This is a genomic window from Shewanella sp. 1CM18E (genome assembly GCF_023161665.1).
Lineage (GTDB): Bacteria > Pseudomonadota > Gammaproteobacteria > Enterobacterales > Shewanellaceae > Shewanella.
In genome coordinates, this window is sequence record NZ_JALNTW010000004.1 from 228,077 (window position 1) to 245,463 (window position 17,387).

Consider the following 17,387-nt stretch of genomic DNA (forward strand, 5'->3'; position numbering starts at 1 on the left):
CTATGACCCACCCGCTAGCTCGCGAGACTGGCTCACTGTTTAGCATTTTCATATTAGGTAAGCCCATTGCGCTGCAGCTAACACCTCAAAGCCAATAATAGTGGGGTTGTCAGTGTACGCTTAGCTAACGACAGTTAATTGTTAGCATTGATGTTCTCTCATCACAACAAAAAAACGCTTAATTATTCAACAAAGGTTAAACCGTACACTTAAACCAAAACTCGCTTTGCCTGTATAAGGCTAGTCCAATTAGAAAGGCTTAAGCCTATTAAAGATCTTATTGCGAAACAGATACGTATAAGGCTAAAACCGTGGTAGATTAATCAAGATCTTTCAGGGAAAGCCCAGCGACAGGAGTTGTAATGAGCAGTGAGATTGTTAGGCTAAAGCAGGTCTCAAAAGGGTTTGATGATGGTGATAAATATCACCAAGTACTCAATGAGATTAACCTCTGTATTAATCGCGCAGATACCGTTGCCCTCACCGGCCCGAGCGGCAGTGGCAAGAGCACCCTGCTCAATATCATCGGCGGCTTTGAATTTATCAACCAAGGTGAGTTACTTTTAAATTCAAGCAACACCGCAAACTGGCAAGACACGCATTGGAGCCGATTTAGGCGTCAGCATTTAGGCGTAGTATTCCAACAATTTAATCTATTAACGCCATTAAATGTTCGCAACAACATCGCCTTTTCACTGCGCTTAAACCAGCAAAAGTGGGATCCTTGGTGTGACTACCTCATTCAACAACTCGGACTCAAGGATGTGATAGACCGCAACGTTGAAACCCTATCGGGCGGTCAGCAACAACGTGTAGCCATCGCTCGCGCCCTTGCCCACAAACCACAGCTGTTATTAGCCGATGAGCCCACCGGTAATTTAGATGAAAAAGCCGGTCAGCAAGTGATGGCATTATTGACTCAACTTGCCCTTGAGTCACAAACCAGCATTTTAATGGTCACTCATAGTAATGAGTGCGCTAGCTTTATGCAGCGGCGTTGGCACCTTGAGCAAGGTAAAATCCATGAGTAACAGCTCAAATAACGCTTCAGGTTTTGGCTTAACCGTAGGGTTAAGCCTTGCAGTCTTTGCGCGCCACTACTTAAAGTCGCCATTACAAGCAGGCGCTATTTTGCTGGGTATTATCCTAGCGGTAACCCTGCTGATAGGGGTTAGAGCCACTAACGAAAATGCAGTGCGCAGTTACTCAGAAGCAACCGAACTCCTCAGTCAGCGCGCCCAGTTACTGCTCACCCCAGCAACGGGTAAGAAATCCATTGATGAAGCGGTTTATTTTGCCCTAAGGCGAGCCGGAGTCACGCAAGCACTCGCAGTGTTAAATGGCACAGTGACTGACAAGCAAGGCCAACGCTGGGATATACAAGCCAGTGATTTAGTTGCAGCGCTGTCGATACAAAGCGAAAAAGTTACCGGCAGCAACAAAACACAGACTAATAATCACAGTACAGAGCAAAGCGTATCGCTATTGTCCGCCGAGATCCCCCTCGCTAAATTACTCGCGGGTGCGCCCTATGTATTAACCAGCCAAAGTTTTGCCGACGATGCTGCGCCAACTGGCAAGATGACACTAAATGGCATGACGCTCAATGTCATTGCCTTAGATGACAGCCTAGGTCTAGGCAATGCCATTTTTATGGATATTTCACTGGGGCAGCAGCTACTGAATCGTCAGGGGCAACTCAGTTATATTGCGCTATTTGGTCAAGCTGATGGCCTGACCAAACAAGTCAATGACACCTTTGCCCAGCAAACCAGCCAGCACTTTGACTTTGCCGAGCAAGATCAAGGTGAAGGACTAACAAGCTTAACCCGAAGCTTTCATTTGAATTTAACCGCCATGAGTTTGCTCGCCTTTGTGGTCGGTCTATTTATTGCCTATAACGGTGTACGTTATAGCTTATTGAAACGGCAAAAATTACTGGTACAACTGCAACAACAAGGGGTGCCGCAGCGCGCGTTACTATCGGCATTGCTTATAGAACTGTTTAGCTTAGTATTGGTCGGCTCTTTTGCCGGGTTCATTCTTGGATTACAGCTCAGCCATTGGCTACAGCCTATGATTGCCCTGACCTTAGAGCAGCTCTACGGCGCAAGGCTAATGCCGGGCTTATGGCAGTGGAGCTGGTTATACCAAGCCATAGGGTTGACCTTTTTTTCAGCCTTGCTTGCTTGTTACCCGTTATTTAACACCTTAGCCAAACAGCCTTTGGCGCGAAGCGCAAGCCGCTATGAGCAACAAAGCCAAGCCAAAAAACAACACAAAAAACTCTTTATCATTGCCCTATTTCTGCTCGGTGGTAGCGCGCTACTGTTTCCGCTCACCGATAACTTTCAATATAGCTTAGCCTTGCTGGGCGTGGTGACCATAGCGATCCCATTATTGTTGCCACTGGTGTTGCAAATCGGGATCTCGTTAGTTGAGCGCTTTACCCGTAATGGTCTGTGGCGTTATGCCGTTGCCGAAAGCAAAGAACTGATTGCACCGCTGTCTTTAGCCATGATGGCGATGTTGCTTGCCCTGACAGCGAATATCTCGATGAATACTTTGGTCGGCAGCTTTGAAATCACCTTAAAACATTGGCTCGATGATAGACTCTATGCTGATCTGTATATTCGCCCCCCTAGCGACAAAGTATTGCAAACCCAAGAACTACTAGCTGAGCTGCCTAAAGTCACGGCCATTTTTGGCCAGTGGGTCCACAACAGTCAGTATCAACAGGTGCCACTGAGTTTGATGACTCGCGATGACCACTCTTTGCGTAATAGCAATCAAATTAAAGTGAGCAGCAATAATCACTGGCAATCATTCTTCGATGCCAAAAGCGTCATGATCAGTGAACCGCTGGCGATAAAATACCAGCTCAATGTGGGCGACCAAATCAACTTACCTGAATTTGAACAAGCAAACATTGAGCCGCTATTAATAAGTGCCATTTTTTATGATTATGGTGATCCACTAGGCCAAGTCATTGTTAGCCAAACAACTTGGCAACAGCTAGCTTTATCTGAACTGCCGACTAGTATTGCCGCTAGCTACGCTAATAACATTGGCGAACTGGAAACTCTATTACAGCAAGAACTTTCGCTTAGCGAAGCGCAAATGTACAACCAAACCAAAATCAAACAACGGGCATTGGAGATTTTTAAGCGCACCTTCTCGATTACGTTAGTGTTAAACAGCTTAACCTTACTGGTTGCAGCCATAGGCTTATTCAGCGCCTGCTTAATGCTGACTCAAGCGCGGCAAGCCCCACTCGCTAGGCTGTATGCATTAGGAGTCAGCCGCAATCAACTGCGCGCTTTAGTGTCAGGGCAAATGTTATTAATCGTGCTGTTTACCTGTTTATTGGCCTTACCAACGGGAGCACTACTGGGTTACTTGCTGATTAATAAAGTGACCTTGCAAGCATTTGGCTGGAGTATCGCCATGGTATGGGATTGGCAGGCTTATTTTAGAGTGCTGGTTATCGCAATAATTGCTAGCGCAATTGCAGTGATTTTGCCTTTGTTATGGCAGACCCGAAAACCACTGATAAGCAGTTTGCAGCAGGAGGCATTATGAAGCCCGTTAACTACGCGTTACTCGCTTTACTGCCTTGCGTCTTGCTTAGCGGTTGTTTTAATAATAGCGAAAAGCCGACAGCAGGCATGGGGCAACTATTAGATGGTGACACTGACGGTTACAGCCCGGTAGTGCCCGGAATAACATTGAGTTTTCCAGAAGATCATCAGGCCCATGATAGTTTTCGCCAAGAATGGTGGTACCTAACTGCCAACCTTACCACTGAAACCGGCGAACAACTTGGTATGCAGTGGACTCAATTTCGCATCGCCTTAGCGCCGCCAAAGACAACAGAAAAGACAACAGAAAAGACAACAGAAGTAAGCGCGAAGGGAGTAAGTCCCACAAACAGTTGGCAGACTGAGCAGCTTTATATGTCTCATACAGCTCTCACCTCAACAAATGAGCATTTGGCTGCTGAAAGATGGTCTAGAGGTAACGCTAACTTTTCTGGCACACAAGCCAATCCTTTGATTATCCAGCAGGATGATTGGCAGTGGCGCAGTAACAATCAGCAACTGTTTCCTGCAACGCTTAATGTCACTACAGCGGATTTTAGCTACCAATTGCAACTCAACAGTCAGGCACCTTTTCAACTGCAAGGCGATAACGGCTATAGCCGTAAGAATGCCACAGGTACGGTAGCGAGCTACTACTATAGCCAGCCTTTTATTCAAGTCAGTGGCAGTATAGAACGTAATGGCAAAACCATTAAAGTTAGCGGCGATGCCTGGCTAGATAGAGAGTGGAGCTCACAGTTTTTATCTAAGACTCAACAAGGCTGGGATTGGTTTGCACTCAGGCTGAATGACGGCTCAGCATTAATGCTGTTTCAACTAAGAGATAATAGCGGTAAACAGCAAGACTTTTACAGTGCTAAGCGCATGTATCCAGATGGCAGCGGCACGCTTATTAGTAGCGACCAGATCTCAATGACTGCCACTGACTGGCAACAAACCGAATCAGGCCGTTATCCAGTGGCTTGGGATATTAGCATTGAATCTGAGTCGATAAAGATATCCACCCAAGCGCTAAATGCTGATGCTAACATGCCGTTATCAGTGCCCTACTGGGAAGGACCAATAACGATTTCGGGCAGCCATAGCGGTATGGGTTATATGGAGCTAACCGGTTACTAATCACTTGCTCGACTCGGGAGCGATTGGTAACCAACCAATTAGATAACGATACTAGCAAGCACTTTTCAAGCTCTATACTCGCCGTCAAATATGCGCGCGCAATCAGACTATATCTTATGAGGCAAGTTAGACTGTTTGCCTCATAACAACCCTATCAATTTTCAATACTCAAAACTGATCACCACAGCATCGATTTAGCCATAGAACTGAGTGAATTAAGGTTAATAACATTGGCTTTTTTGGCATTTTCACGACCAGCAAATACGAACCATTCTCATTAACCAAGCTTTTGAATATCTTGGTTTTTTAATGTAGCGCAAGCTAACATTTTAGATGGACAAATTTCGAACAGCCGCCTAATATTTATTAGTAAAATTGAGAACTAGATCACCACCAAAAAGTTGATCTTGGTCGACAAAAACTCTCATTACCTCTTGTGAGGTATACCCACAATTTATATGAGGTCTAGACTCGATATTAACCTTGGTAGATAGCAGCTAACCGACTTCAACCTAAGTTATTTACCGGCCAATAAAAGGTAAACAGATGAGCCAAGAATTTCACATTACCAGCTTAGTTGTGCATGCCGCGCCACATGCTGTTGCCGAGATTAATAGCAGTATTTCTGCTCTTAATGGCACCGAAATCCATGCCGTTACTGATGAAGGTAAGTTTGTGGTCACCGTAGAAGGTGACACCCAACGCGCCATCCTCGATAGCGTTGAAGCGATTAACGCCTTAGAAGGCGTGTTAAATAGCAGTCTAATTTATCATCAAGTCGATCCAGTAGAAAAAAAGAGTGAGGAACACCATGAGCATTAGCCGTCGCGAGTTTCTAAAAGCCAACGCTGCCGTTGCCGCTGCAACAGCCGTAGGTGCGACTCTGCCAGTTAAGATAGTTGAAGCTGCAGAGCAAAAAGATAGCATCAAGTGGGACAAAGCACCTTGTCGTTTTTGTGGCGTAGGTTGTAGTGTGCTTGTGGGCACAGACAATGGCAAAGTGGTCGCCACCAAAGGTGACCCTGAAAGCCCTGTTAACAAAGGCCTTAACTGTATTAAAGGCTACTTCCTTTCTAAGATCATGTACGGTAAAGATCGTCTAACCACACCGCTACTTCGCATGAAAGACGGCCAATACGATAAAGAAGGTGAATTTACCCCAATCAGCTGGGATAGCGCTTTCGACATCATGGCTGACAAGTGGAAAAACACCCTTAAAACCAAAGGCCCAACAGCAGTTGGTATGTTTGGTTCTGGCCAGTGGACAGTATGGGAAGGTTATGCCGCCTCTAAACTACATAAAGCTGGTTTCTTAACTAACAACATCGACCCAAATGCGCGTCACTGTATGGCGTCAGCGGTTGTTGGCTTTATGCGTACCTTTGGTATCGATGAGCCAATGGGTTGTTACGATGACTTAGAAGCTGCAGACCAATTCGTGCTTTGGGGCGCCAATATGGCTGAGATGCACCCAATCCTATGGGCGCGTCTATCAGATCGCCGCTTAAGCAGCCCAACAAGTCGCGTGCATGTGTTATCGACGTTCGAAAACCGTAGCTTCGATTTAGCTGACAACGCGATGGTGTTCCGTCCACAGTCTGACTTGGTGATCCTTAACTACATTGCCAACTACATCATTCAAAACGATGCCGTCAACAAAGACTTCGTTAATAAGCACACCACTTTTGCATTAGGTACTGACGATATCGGTTACGGTCTGCGTCCAGATCATCCGCTTGAGAAAAAAGCCAAAAACCCAGGCAACGGCAAGTTCGCACCAATCAGCTTCGATGAGTACGCTAAATTCGTAAGCACTTACACGCTAGAATACGCAGCTGAAATGAGTGGTGTTGAGCCAGAAAAGCTAGAGCTTATGGCTAAAGCTTATGCTGATCCAAACGTGAAGATGATGAGCTTGTGGACCATGGGTATTAACCAACACACCCGTGGTGTGTGGGCCAACAACATGCTTTACAACATCCACTTACTCACCGGTAAGATTGCCACCCCTGGTAACAGCCCGTTCTCGCTCACAGGTCAGCCTTCTGCTTGTGGTACTGCTCGTGAAGTCGGTACGTTTGCGCACCGTTTACCAGCAGACATGGTAGTAAATAATCCTAAGCACCGCGCGATTACCGAAAAACTATGGCAAGTACCAGAAGGCACTATTCCGCCTAAGCCTGGTTTCCACGCGGTACTGCAAAGCCGTATGCTTAAAGATGGCAAGCTGAACTGTTACTGGACCATGTGTACCAACAACATGCAAGCGGGTCCAAACATTAACGATGAAATGTACCCAGGTTTCCGTAACCCAGAGAACTTCATCGTAGTGTCTGATCCATACCCAACAGTCACAGCAATGGCAGCCGACTTGATTCTACCAACAGCGATGTGGGTAGAAAAAGAAGGCGCTTACGGTAACGCAGAGCGCCGTACTCACATGTGGCATCAGCAAGTTAAAGCACCGGAAGGCGCTAAATCTGACTTGTGGCAGCTAATGGAGTTCTCTAAGCGCTTTAAAGTGTCTGAAGTTTGGCCTGCAGAGCTAATTGCTAAGCAACCTGAACTTGCTGATAAAACCCTATTTGACGTGCTTTACGCCAACGGCGTAGTTAACAAATTCCCAACAAGCGATTGTAAAGGCGAGTTTAACGACGAAGCTGAGGCATTTGGTTTCTATGTACAAAAAGGCCTATTCGAAGAATACGCTCAGTTTGGTCGCGGTCACGCTCACGATTTAGCTGATTTTGATGCTTACCATGAGACGCGCGGCCTACGCTGGCCTGTGGTTGATGGTAAAGAAACCCTACGCCGCTTCTCAAAAGGCGACCCGTATGTGAAGAACGGTGAAGAGTTTGACTTCTACGGCAAGCCAGACGGTAAAGCGGTTATTTTCGCTCTGCCTTATGAGCCTGCAGCTGAAGAGCCGAATGAAGAATACGATATCTGGTTATCAACCGGTCGTGTACTTGAGCATTGGCATACAGGCTCAATGACAGCACGTGTGCCAGAGCTTTACCGCGCTTACCCAGATGCACAGATCTTTATGCATCCTGAAGACGCTAAAGCCCGTGGTCTTAAACGTGGTGATGAAGTGATTGTGGCGTCTCCTCGCGGCGAAGTGAAAACCCGTGTTGAAACAAAAGGCCGCAACAAGCCGCCTAGAGGCGTGGCGTTTATGCCATTCTTCGATGCGCGTCAGCTGGTCAACAAGTTAATACTTGATGCGACTGATCCGCTGTCAAAAGAGACAGACTTCAAGAAGTGTCCAGTTAAAGTGATGAAAGCATAAGCTTTCCACTAACAAACTTAACTTTAATCGCTAAAGCAAAAGCGGAGAAAACTAACGCAAATGAGTACGGTCAATCACAGTAAGTTCACAGCTAAAGGCGTTAATCGCCGTCAGTTTTTAGCCACTTCGGCAAAAGCTAGCTGCGCAATGGGTTTACTTGGAATGGGATTAACGGCAGTTGCTAAGCAATCGAGTCAGTTAGACCCACTCGCGATAAGGCCGCCAGGTGCATTAAGTGAAGACGATTTTCTTTCAGCCTGTGTACGCTGCGGTTTATGTGTAGACGCCTGCCCTTACGACACCCTCAAACTGGCCCGCTGGTTTGAAGGTGTCCCTACAGGCACGCCTTACTTTACCGCACGTAAGATCCCATGTGAGATGTGTGAAGATATCCCTTGTGTTAAAGCTTGCCCATCAGGCTCGCTGGATCACGCGTTAACGGATATTGAAGACTCGAAGATGGGAGTTGCAGTCTTAATTGATGAGAAAAATTGCCTTAACTTTAAAGGGCTACGTTGCGATGTTTGTTACCGGGTTTGCCCGCTAATCGACGACGCTATAACCCTAGAAATGCAGCACAATGAGCGCAGCGGTCATCACGCCATGTTTTTACCTACAGTCAACAGCGATAGCTGCACAGGCTGCGGTAAATGTGAACATGCTTGTGTGTTAGAGCAAGCTGCGATCAAGGTGTTACCTGCTCATATTGCTGTTGGAAAAACGGCTGCACACGATACCTATATCAACACCGAAGAGACCACGCTTGAGATGCTAAACAAGGGGCTTGAATTATGAGCCAGACACTAAAGCAAAAACCGACAACACGTGGCTTTGCAGCTGCGGCAGTAAAAGAACTAGGCTGGTGGCGTGCCCACAAGTTCTTGTTCTTACGCCGTATTAGTCAAGTCAGTGTCTTTGCATTGTTTGCCCTTAGCCCCTTTATCGCAACGTGGGCTGGCGTTTGGTTGCTTAAAGGTAACCTTTCTGCCAGCGAACTCTTTGGCGTTGTGCCATTGTCTGATCCACTTGCCACCTTGCAAGTGTTACTAACTGGCCACTTACCCGAGCTAAGCTTGGTACTTGGCGCCACTATTATTGCGCTGTTTTACGCAGTATTAGGTGGCCGAGTATTTTGCAGTTGGGTTTGCCCAGTGAACATGGTGACTGACCTCGCTAGCTGGCTACGACGTAAATTGAACTTGCCTCGCACAACTGAGATGCCAAAAAATTTACGTTACTACCTGCTAGCACTGGTACTGTTATTGCCAATCATGACAGGCTTAACGGTATGGGAATGGGTTAATCCCGTGCCAGTAATATACCGTGCTGCGCTATTTGGTGCAGGCAGTGGTTTATGGATCTTGGCCGCCATCTTCTTACTGGATCTGTTTATCAGTGAGCGAGCATGGTGCGGACATTTATGCCCAACAGGTGCCCTATTTGGCCTGCTAGGTAAAGTGAGCCCGGTAAAGGTATCAGCTGTTAATGCCAAAGACTGCGATAACTGTATGGATTGTTTTGCCGTTTGCCCTGAAAGACAGGTATTAAAGCCTGCCCTCAAAGGTAAACAGCCAATGATAACCGACAGCGATTGTACTCAATGTGGCCGTTGTATCGACGTTTGCGCCCAACGCGTTTTCCAGTTTCAGAATCGAAAGAATCAAAATCGAATTGCCCTAAAGGCGGAGAACAACCAATGAAAAAAGTACTCACCTTAGCTGCGCTAGTGATGGCGCTTAGTGCTTGCTCTGGTCAGCAAGCGAACACTCAAGCAGAACCTGTGAACATCAGCTCACTGGGTAAGTCTGAGATCACCGATATTCGCGCTGCCGATCCTGCGCCGCTATATCCAAAGCGTGGTAAATCTATTGAACGTACTTTTGTACATCAACCACCTATGATCCCGCACAAAGCAGACTACCCAATCACGCTTAAGCGTAATGGTTGCATCAGCTGTCATAGCCCAGCAAAAGCAAAACGTATGAAAGCAACCGCAGTGGATCCATCGCATATGTTGGCCGACGGCAAGTTAAACAACGAGTACTACAACTGTACTCAGTGCCACACGCCTCAAGCTGAAAACAAGCAGCACTTAGTTGAAAACGAATTTTCAACTAACTAATCCCGATAGCGGGCTTGTTTAGACAGTAAAAACCACCTCATTTGAGGTGGTTTTTGTTTGTTATCTTATTGGCTGCTCACTCTATCGGCAGTAACTGCCCTTCTCTTGCTGGCACGATTAATACATTGCTGCGAGTACGACTCAAAATAGACTCGGCCATATTACCCACCACATAAGCATAAACGCCCTGACGCTGCACCGCGCCAAGCACCAGATATTGCACTTTATGCTGGCAAGCTAACTGATACAAACACAAGTCGGGCTCGCCGACCGTGATATGCACACAGTCATCAGTTAAGTTAAGCTCATCGAATAAAGGCTGATGCTTTTGCTTGGCTTCTCGCACCAATGCATGGGTATCGACAATTTCCATATCATGGATAACCTGCGGCAAGCGGATCACGTAGGCCAAATGCAATTGGCTACCTGTAGCCTGTGCCAGCGCGGTTGCTTGACGGATCACCGCTTGGTTAAGCTGTTGCTTTAAGGTTTTTTTACTGTCTAGATCCAGCGCCATCATCACGCTATTGCCTTTATGCATTGGGTTGTCGGTTAACAGCATGAGTGGCACGCGAGTGTGGCGAATGAGACTCCAGTCGACAGGCAGATAATGGTCGGCGTGATGTACTGCCTTTACGATAAGATCAAAGCCATGGCGCTTTGAATGATGACAGGCATGTTCAAATAAATCTTTACTCCACACGCTGTGGATAGGTGTGTCTTGCTCATCAATATCCTGCAGCATTTGCTCGATTTTAGCCTCACGCTGCTTCATCACATGCTTTTGAGCCACCGCGACAAACTTAGGATTGTAAAACTCGGCATCGCCAAAATATTCAAAACTATAGGCAAATACCTCGGCACGTTTACCAAGTAACTTAGCTAATTCAACACCTTTTACCACGGCATTAATATGTGCTTCTTGCCGCTGCGAAATCACTAACACTTTACCCATGAAGTCACCTCTGCTGATTATCCTTATCCTAATTTTAGCTTAGCAAATCTTAGATATAGGTGGAGCAGATATGGCGTATTTAATGACCTAGATCAAGCCATTGCTTTGACTATTTCACTAAAGAAAATTAGCTAACTGGCTATTGCCATTAACAATAACTTAGGTAATGTAAAGGAACATCAATCGACAGAAGAAATGCCTATATGAAGTCAGGTAAGCACGATGCACAACTACTGAAACTCGCGATGGAAATTGGTGTTGGCTACGCCAAGAAAAGAGGCTTTGCCGATTTTGGCCAAGGGATCTCTCCCAAAGACAAGGTCGAATGTATTTACCGCTTATTAGTGCAAGACAACCTTATTCAAGCACTTCCGAAAGACAAAGAAGACGGCCCGAATATGAAGCACAAATTAGTGTTATGGATAAGCCGCCAGTTACCAGCCGATCATCAACTACTCAATTAACCCTCAAATAATTATTGCGTCAGTTAGCTTGGGAACCGCTGTTTTCCCAAGCTCCCTATCTAAAGGCACACAACTCGCTAATTGCTGCGTTAACCATAATGAAAAAGTCTGCTGCTCCACACTCACCGAATTCGCATCAGTTATAGCCACATATTTATGACCAGATGGCACAAAGCCGAAAGGCGCAATAAGGTTACCTCGTCTTAAATCATCGATAATTAACGGGTACGAACCTAATGCTGCACCTAACCCATCAACTGCAGCCTGAAAACAAAAATAGAAATGCGCAAACGTCTGCTGCTCCATTTTATGACTTGGCTGCTCTGTCATAGTTTCTAACCAGCGTTCCCATGCTTGAGATCTTGTCTGACTATGTAGCAGCTTCATTCTGGATAGATCTTTACTTATTGCTTGCCAATAATCGGGCGACATAACAGGACCAACCCACTCATCGACTAATGATTGCTGTAGGTAATATTCGGGAATAATGAAATCATCGCGGCGAATCGCCATAGACAAGCCTGTGGCCCCTAGCGTAACAGGCCCACCAGCAGTTGAAAGCCTAACATCAATACCGGATTGTTCATTAAAAGCAGATAATCTAGGCATCAACCAACGCATGGTCAAAGTCGGTTCACAGCTCACCTCAAGATAATGCTGATTTAACTGCTGAACACGTTTAACCCCAGAAGTTAACGTATCAAATGTTTGCTGAGTAACTTTTAGCAGCTCATGTCCCTCTTGCGTAAGATGAACATTTCTTCCCTGTTTAAAAAATAGTGGCACGCCAAGATAAGTTTCCAATAACTTTATCTGTTTACTCACTGCGCCATGAGTAAGATGCAGCTTATTTGCTGCTTCACTATAACTATTAGAACTAGCAGCAACATGAAAAGTATAAAATGATTTTAAATGTCTCATCTGTGAATTTAACTCACAATTAGGTGAAGTTATTTCGATTATAACCAGCTATAAAGCCTCCTACAATGCCGCCTTAATTATCGAATTTAGGAGGTGTTGTGGAAATTCTCAGTCTAGCTATTTTAGGGTTTATTATTGTTATTAGTCCTGGGGCTGACTTTGTATTAGTGCTTAAAAATAGTATTAATAGAAGTCGTAAAGCCGGATGCTATACCGCAATAGGCATTAGCCTAGCGATTAGTGTTCATATTGGTTATTCATTACTGGGGATTGGTTACCTAGTCTCACATAATCAGTGGCTATTTAATCTAATCCGATATGCTGGCGCTCTATACCTAATCTATTTAGGAATAAAAGGCTTGCTCGCTAAACATCAAAACCTTAGTGTCCAAACGGATTCGGAGACATCTGCTAATCATTTTAGCTACTTACTAGAAGGGTTCTTATGTAATGTATTGAATCCAAAAACCATGTTGTTTTTCTTGAGTATTTTTAGTCAAGTAATGACTTTAGATAGCAATAATGAAGTGGCGTTACTTTATGGCGTGTACATCATGCTATTACACTTGCTTTGGTTCATTCTGGTGGCACTGCTATTCACTTCAAAGCCGCTACAAAGCGTATTAATGAGAGCGCAACGCAAACTTAATCAACTCTGTGGGGTTGCGCTTATCGGTTTTGGAGTCGCTTTAATATCTAATGACTAACCATAGGGTTTACGCCAATTAGAAACCTAAGTGGGAAATTAACTTTCCCACTTCTGTAACCCAATATTAAGGCTAATTAAAACATCATATCAGCAACGATTGTGGGAGTTAGCTACTATAAAGATTAATACCAGTGCTGGTTGCAACAATACAATCCAAACCACTTTGCTTCATGCTAGTACATGCTGACAATGCTTGTTGACGCTGGGTAAACTCGCCAACTTTAATTCGGTAATATGTTTTTCCGTTAACTAAAACGCGCTCATACCTCGGCACATAACGAGCTAACTGAGTGCCAAAACGACTATTTAACTCAAACCAAGTAGGCTCGATACGAGAGAATTTATCCACTGATGATAACTGCAATGCAAAACCACTTTTCTTCCCAGCGGTTTTAGCTTCTGCTTGCGTCTTATTCGCATAGTTCAAAACCTTTGGATTAGACTCGATAGGTTGTTCAGGCCCACCCGGATACGCTGAAGCGTAACTTCTAATAGCTAAAGGTTCTGGCACATTAACCTTGGTTTTCGAGCTCTCAGGTGCAACCATTTGCTCAACCTGTACTTCGTCAACTTTATTGTCACTGCCTTGGCTCGAAATTTGGTGTTTAACCTCCATCGTTGAACTTGCTACTGCTATTGAATCTGACGAAACGGACGTTGGCATTTGTTTAGTCGCTTTAGGCGTTATTGGAGCTGGTCTAGCTGGTGATTGGTTTCCTGCCGCCAACATAGTGAGTTGCTCAACCAATAACTTCAAGTCGCCCTCAATAACAATCAAACGGGATAGACCAGCCTTCATTTGATGCCACTCAGCAAGCTCTTGCTCTAATTGTTCTATTTTGTCTTTTAGTTGTTTTTGCTCTGCAACACGTTGCTTTTCAAGCGCGATATCAGCCTGATTAGCACAGCCCGTTAAGCTCATTATGGCAACAAGCAAAGCCGCTGCTATAAAGCGAGCTCGATAGTTCACTAGATTCATTTTAAAACTCATTTCCACAAGACTGTCTCTGAAAAGTAATATGATTTAAATAGAAAAAGCCTAAATTTATTATGATTCAAATTCGAACTCAAAAGGCTCGACACTGCACTTTAGACCTTGTTTTGTAATTTGAGAGCAACCGTTTTCAGCTTGTTGTTTACGAGCCAAAAAGGCTACATTTAACGCATAACGCTTAGTTTTTTTATCTTCGATATAAAACACTTGCTGGCTCATGGCATCATCATAATTGTGCTTAACTAACTGCCAATAGGTTTTTAGCATTGCCAGTGAGTTAAATTTACCTAGGTTCATTACATAGCCTTTGGTCATCATGATCTCTGCAAACGTAAAGTCAGCACCATTCATTACATCACCATTATTTTGCAAGGTAATCGCCATTTGTGACTCACCACGTAACTTCTTACGTTCAAGGTAGTTTGTATCAATAGATAACTGGTAATCACCCGGAATTAAATCGGTAAACAGGTAATATCCATCAAACTCTGTTTCTGTAGTGGCGACAATATCACCTGCCGCATTGACTAAGTTGACTGTGGCATAAGGTGCGATAGATTCAGTACCATCGACTTCGCGCACATACACAGTACCTTCAACTTCTGCTGCGTTAACGACAGGAAAATCTAAAGTCTGTATATGACCACGCCTTGGGGTGATAGAGACCCCTGGAATAGCGGGAATTAAGAAAGGATCACCTAAGCTTTTTTGATCAAGCACAATATCGGTTTTCTTCTGACTAGACATTGAGGTTAACATCGCCACGCCATCTTGATTACTAGTGCCATAGCGGTACTGTTGCACACCTTTGACTCTTGCGCCTTCAATTACAGCCTCACCAGCATCAAACCGTCCATTAAGGTTGTCATCCTCAAACACTCGCACCATTAAGGCTCCCGCACCAGATAAGCTACGCGATGACATAAACACTTGCTCAGTTTGCGGCTCATAACCAAAGCTAAAGCGGCCATACAAACCTAATGACCAGTCGCCAGTATTATCATAAGAAACAGTAGAATTAAGACTAAATGCATTATGCTGCCAGCTTAAGCTAGCACTACTACTTAACAGATCAGTTATAGGGTAGTAATCAAGCTCAAGTTCAGATTGTAGATGAGTGTTAATTGGGATGGAGAACTCAGTAGAGAATCTAGAAATTTCAGCTTCTGGCTGAATAAAATAATCTAATTTCACCCTGCTAAACGCCCACCCAAAACTCTTTTGCAGCTGCAATTGGCCTGTAAGCGAGTCATCTAAAGCTGCGTCATTAGAAGAGTGCCCAGTATACCAAGTTAATTGGTTATTAATGTTTGCCCAACCAGTACTTATCGCGAGCAAGTTGCCGAACTCATCGTGCTTTGCGCCATTACTCGTTTGAGTTTGTCGCCAATGATTTCGATAATTTAAACGATAGGGAGAGCCTTGAAAAATATATCCACTGTGGTCAAAATTATATTCTGTATGTTGTTGCTGACTTAAATTTTCTAAGGTCTTTTCTGATACCTGATAACGCAAGCTTAAAGATTGGTTACCAATTTGGGTTCGCCCTGAAACAGCAAATGTGCTGTCTTGATGGTCTTTCATTTGATAATCAGCATCAACAAGAAAACGTTCAAACAGATTAAAATTACCACCAATGGCATAAGTATCGACAGAAGTGCCCTGATCTGATAACTGCTCTTGCACACCTAAATTAATCGATGCCCAATCAGTTAAACCGCGCTCATAGGTCGAGCTTAGCACCCAACCCGTTTCATTATCATCAGGTGTACTAGAGATACCAGATAAACCTTTACCAATTTCAGCAAGCGAAACACTATAGCTGCTCTCGTTAGCTTTGAGCTTATTACTATCAACATAAACTTGTTTAGTTTCGGTTTTAACCTGTCCTTGCGGGCCATAAGCGATCATCTCAAATTGGTTATCACCATACAGCAATTCGATGTCGTTAAACTCATAGCGACCATTTTGCAAACTAAGCGCCTGCCTGATCAGTAAACCGTTTTGATATAGCTCTATATCCCAGCCAGGTTGAATATCACCACTGAGATTGATGGTTCTATTGTTGGCCGATACACCTGTTTTATCATTAGTTACTGAGACACCGCGACTTTGACCTAGCGTGCCATCAACTCCAACGCTCACAGGAGTAATATCACCCAATCTAAATTCTGTCGCCTTTAATGGGCCTAGTAAGTCCCCAGCAGCCGATTCTTTTGATAAGGTTAAACGTAAGTCCGTCAATGCATCGTTACTATTGCCGCTGGCATAAAACTCACTACTTAAGAATGCGAAATCATGACCGCCAATTATCGAGTAACTTTGATAATTGTTGTGTTCTGTCACTGCAGCGTTAACCTGCACATCGACTAAAGGAGAGGATATCGCTTGATAATTAGATTCTTTCCAAGGCAACACAGCCTCTCTATTGCGACTTACAGCTTGATTTAGTTGACGCTTTTTTCGCGCTAATCTTTGTTGTACAGGTAACGGCGAGGAGCTGCTAATTTCTACCTTTAAATCTGAAAAACTATAGTCAAAAGTGATACCAAACCACTTTTCAATCTCATCGCCGGCAATATAAATATCATCAGCCATAAGGGTGTAATGACTAGGTTCTAATTCGAAATCCTGCTGATTAACCGAGACATTAACGACTTCCTCTCCCGCTTCAGGTAGGCGCATTAAAAATTGACGAGTCTCATCTAAATACCAGCCTTTAACTATGCGATTGTCAAAGTCGCCTTCAATTGGAAAATCAATTAACTCAAATAGCCCTATTAAACTAAATTGCGCATTTTGCTTGCTTTTAATAGCAAACACATCTGACAAATAATGATTATCGACATAAAGAGATAGCAGTAATTCCTCCCCTTCGGGAATACCCAACTGCTCGCCGGAGAGTTCAGCGTTTACACTCGTGACATCAGTTGTAGATGCTAAAACTGCAGCTTGAGATTGTAGCTCCTGCAGTGACAAACTGTAACTTTGCTTCAGCCTCGCTAAAGTGCGCGCAACGTCGGCATTATTTAAACTTGCAAGCTGAACGTTTTGCTCTGATTGAATAGCTACAGGTAAGGCGTGTTGAGACGATATAAAAGCAATAAAAGCAGGCTGCGCACTTGCGGAGCCTGCATAACTGACAAGCAGAGATAAAAGTAATGCATAACTTAGGCGATAGCGCACTACTTTCCCTTAAATTCGACTAA

14 protein-coding genes are annotated in these 17,387 nt (G+C 44.5%); 10 read left to right on the forward strand and 4 right to left on the reverse strand.

Going from position 1 to position 17,387, the window contains the following annotated elements; translation table 11 throughout:
- Nucleotides 1-362 precede the first annotated feature (362 nt).
- The 8 genes from MSG37_RS08235 to MSG37_RS08270 all read left to right on the forward strand — a co-directional run bounded on the left by MSG37_RS08235 (nucleotide 363) and on the right by MSG37_RS08270 (nucleotide 10,135).
- Nucleotides 363-1,031: an ABC transporter ATP-binding protein gene (locus MSG37_RS08235; RefSeq protein WP_248470111.1), complete on the forward strand. Its 669-nt coding sequence runs from the start codon at nucleotides 363-365 to the stop codon at nucleotides 1,029-1,031.
- Nucleotides 1,024-3,582, forward strand: a complete 2,559-nt coding sequence (locus MSG37_RS08240; protein ID WP_248470112.1) for an FtsX-like permease family protein — start codon at nucleotides 1,024-1,026, stop codon at nucleotides 3,580-3,582. Before MSG37_RS08235 ends, MSG37_RS08240 begins: the two co-directional genes overlap by 8 nt.
- A complete protein-coding gene (locus MSG37_RS08245) occupies nucleotides 3,579-4,721 on the forward strand; it encodes a lipocalin-like domain-containing protein (RefSeq protein WP_248470113.1) in 1,143 nt (380 codons plus the stop codon). Before MSG37_RS08240 ends, MSG37_RS08245 begins: the two co-directional genes overlap by 4 nt.
- A gap of 546 nt (nucleotides 4,722-5,267) precedes the next feature.
- Nucleotides 5,268-5,543, forward strand: a complete 276-nt coding sequence (locus MSG37_RS08250) for a chaperone NapD (RefSeq protein ID WP_248470114.1) — start codon at nucleotides 5,268-5,270, stop codon at nucleotides 5,541-5,543.
- Nucleotides 5,533-8,013, forward strand: a complete 2,481-nt coding sequence (gene napA, locus MSG37_RS08255) for a nitrate reductase catalytic subunit NapA (protein WP_248470115.1) — start codon at nucleotides 5,533-5,535, stop codon at nucleotides 8,011-8,013. The genes MSG37_RS08250 and napA overlap by 11 nt, the downstream gene beginning before the upstream one ends.
- A gap of 60 nt (nucleotides 8,014-8,073) precedes the next feature.
- Nucleotides 8,074-8,808 (forward strand): ferredoxin-type protein NapG, encoded by a 735-nt coding sequence (gene napG, locus MSG37_RS08260; RefSeq protein ID WP_248470116.1) that lies wholly within the window; start codon nucleotides 8,074-8,076, stop codon nucleotides 8,806-8,808.
- Nucleotides 8,805-9,713 (forward strand): quinol dehydrogenase ferredoxin subunit NapH, encoded by a 909-nt coding sequence (gene napH / locus MSG37_RS08265; protein WP_248470117.1) that lies wholly within the window; start codon nucleotides 8,805-8,807, stop codon nucleotides 9,711-9,713. Before napG ends, napH begins: the two co-directional genes overlap by 4 nt.
- Nucleotides 9,710-10,135 carry a nitrate reductase cytochrome c-type subunit gene (locus MSG37_RS08270; protein ID WP_012153886.1) on the forward strand — a complete coding sequence of 142 codons (426 nt, stop codon included), beginning with the start codon at nucleotides 9,710-9,712 and terminating at the stop codon, nucleotides 10,133-10,135. The genes napH and MSG37_RS08270 overlap by 4 nt, the downstream gene beginning before the upstream one ends.
- A gap of 76 nt (nucleotides 10,136-10,211) precedes the next feature.
- Here MSG37_RS08270 and MSG37_RS08275 read toward each other — a convergent pair whose 3' ends face one another.
- Nucleotides 10,212-11,090, reverse strand: coding sequence for a universal stress protein (locus MSG37_RS08275; protein ID WP_248470118.1), 879 nt, complete (start codon nucleotides 11,088-11,090; stop codon nucleotides 10,212-10,214).
- A 203-nt stretch (nucleotides 11,091-11,293) separates the two neighbouring features.
- Here MSG37_RS08275 and MSG37_RS08280 point away from each other — a divergent pair, with 203 nt between their 5' ends.
- Entirely contained in the window at nucleotides 11,294-11,554 is a 261-nt protein-coding gene (locus MSG37_RS08280) for a DUF5062 family protein (protein ID WP_248470119.1), read from the forward strand.
- 3 nt (nucleotides 11,555-11,557) lie between these two features.
- Here MSG37_RS08280 and MSG37_RS08285 read toward each other — a convergent pair whose 3' ends face one another.
- Nucleotides 11,558-12,475, reverse strand: coding sequence for a LysR family transcriptional regulator (locus tag MSG37_RS08285; protein WP_248470120.1), 918 nt, complete (start codon nucleotides 12,473-12,475; stop codon nucleotides 11,558-11,560).
- A 98-nt stretch (nucleotides 12,476-12,573) separates the two neighbouring features.
- Between MSG37_RS08285 and MSG37_RS08290 the strand changes: the two genes are divergently transcribed.
- Entirely contained in the window at nucleotides 12,574-13,182 is a 609-nt protein-coding gene (locus MSG37_RS08290) for a LysE family translocator (protein WP_248470121.1), read from the forward strand.
- A gap of 108 nt (nucleotides 13,183-13,290) precedes the next feature.
- On the opposite strand, the gene MSG37_RS08295 is transcribed toward MSG37_RS08290, so the two are convergent.
- Both MSG37_RS08295 and MSG37_RS08300 read right to left on the reverse strand, forming a co-directional pair.
- Complete coding sequence (locus MSG37_RS08295) at nucleotides 13,291-14,163, reverse strand: SPOR domain-containing protein (RefSeq protein ID WP_248470122.1); 873 nt, start codon at nucleotides 14,161-14,163, stop codon at nucleotides 13,291-13,293.
- A 69-nt stretch (nucleotides 14,164-14,232) separates the two neighbouring features.
- Entirely contained in the window at nucleotides 14,233-17,364 is a 3,132-nt protein-coding gene (locus MSG37_RS08300; protein WP_248470123.1) for a sporulation protein, read from the reverse strand.
- Between the last annotated feature and the right edge of the window lie 23 nt (nucleotides 17,365-17,387).

Bases quoted from the DNA above. Each gene is read 5' to 3' on its own strand.
- MSG37_RS08250 (WP_248470114.1), top strand. From the start codon at position 5,268: ATGAGCCAAGAATTTCACATTACCAGCTTAGTTGTGCATGCCGCGCCA.
- MSG37_RS08235 (WP_248470111.1), top strand. From the start codon at position 363: ATGAGCAGTGAGATTGTTAGGCTAAAGCAGGTCTCAAAAGGGTTTGAT.
- napH (WP_248470117.1), top strand. From the start codon at position 8,805: ATGAGCCAGACACTAAAGCAAAAACCGACAACACGTGGCTTTGCAGCT.
- MSG37_RS08275 (WP_248470118.1), bottom strand. From the start codon at position 11,090: ATGGGTAAAGTGTTAGTGATTTCGCAGCGGCAAGAAGCACATATTAAT.
- MSG37_RS08240 (WP_248470112.1), top strand. From the start codon at position 1,024: ATGAGTAACAGCTCAAATAACGCTTCAGGTTTTGGCTTAACCGTAGGG.
- MSG37_RS08285 (WP_248470120.1), bottom strand. From the start codon at position 12,475: ATGAGACATTTAAAATCATTTTATACTTTTCATGTTGCTGCTAGTTCT.
- MSG37_RS08270 (WP_012153886.1), top strand. From the start codon at position 9,710: ATGAAAAAAGTACTCACCTTAGCTGCGCTAGTGATGGCGCTTAGTGCT.
- MSG37_RS08295 (WP_248470122.1), bottom strand. From the start codon at position 14,163: ATGAATCTAGTGAACTATCGAGCTCGCTTTATAGCAGCGGCTTTGCTT.
- napG (WP_248470116.1), top strand. From the start codon at position 8,074: ATGAGTACGGTCAATCACAGTAAGTTCACAGCTAAAGGCGTTAATCGC.
- napA (WP_248470115.1), top strand. From the start codon at position 5,533: ATGAGCATTAGCCGTCGCGAGTTTCTAAAAGCCAACGCTGCCGTTGCC.
- MSG37_RS08245 (WP_248470113.1), top strand. From the start codon at position 3,579: ATGAAGCCCGTTAACTACGCGTTACTCGCTTTACTGCCTTGCGTCTTG.
- MSG37_RS08280 (WP_248470119.1), top strand. From the start codon at position 11,294: ATGAAGTCAGGTAAGCACGATGCACAACTACTGAAACTCGCGATGGAA.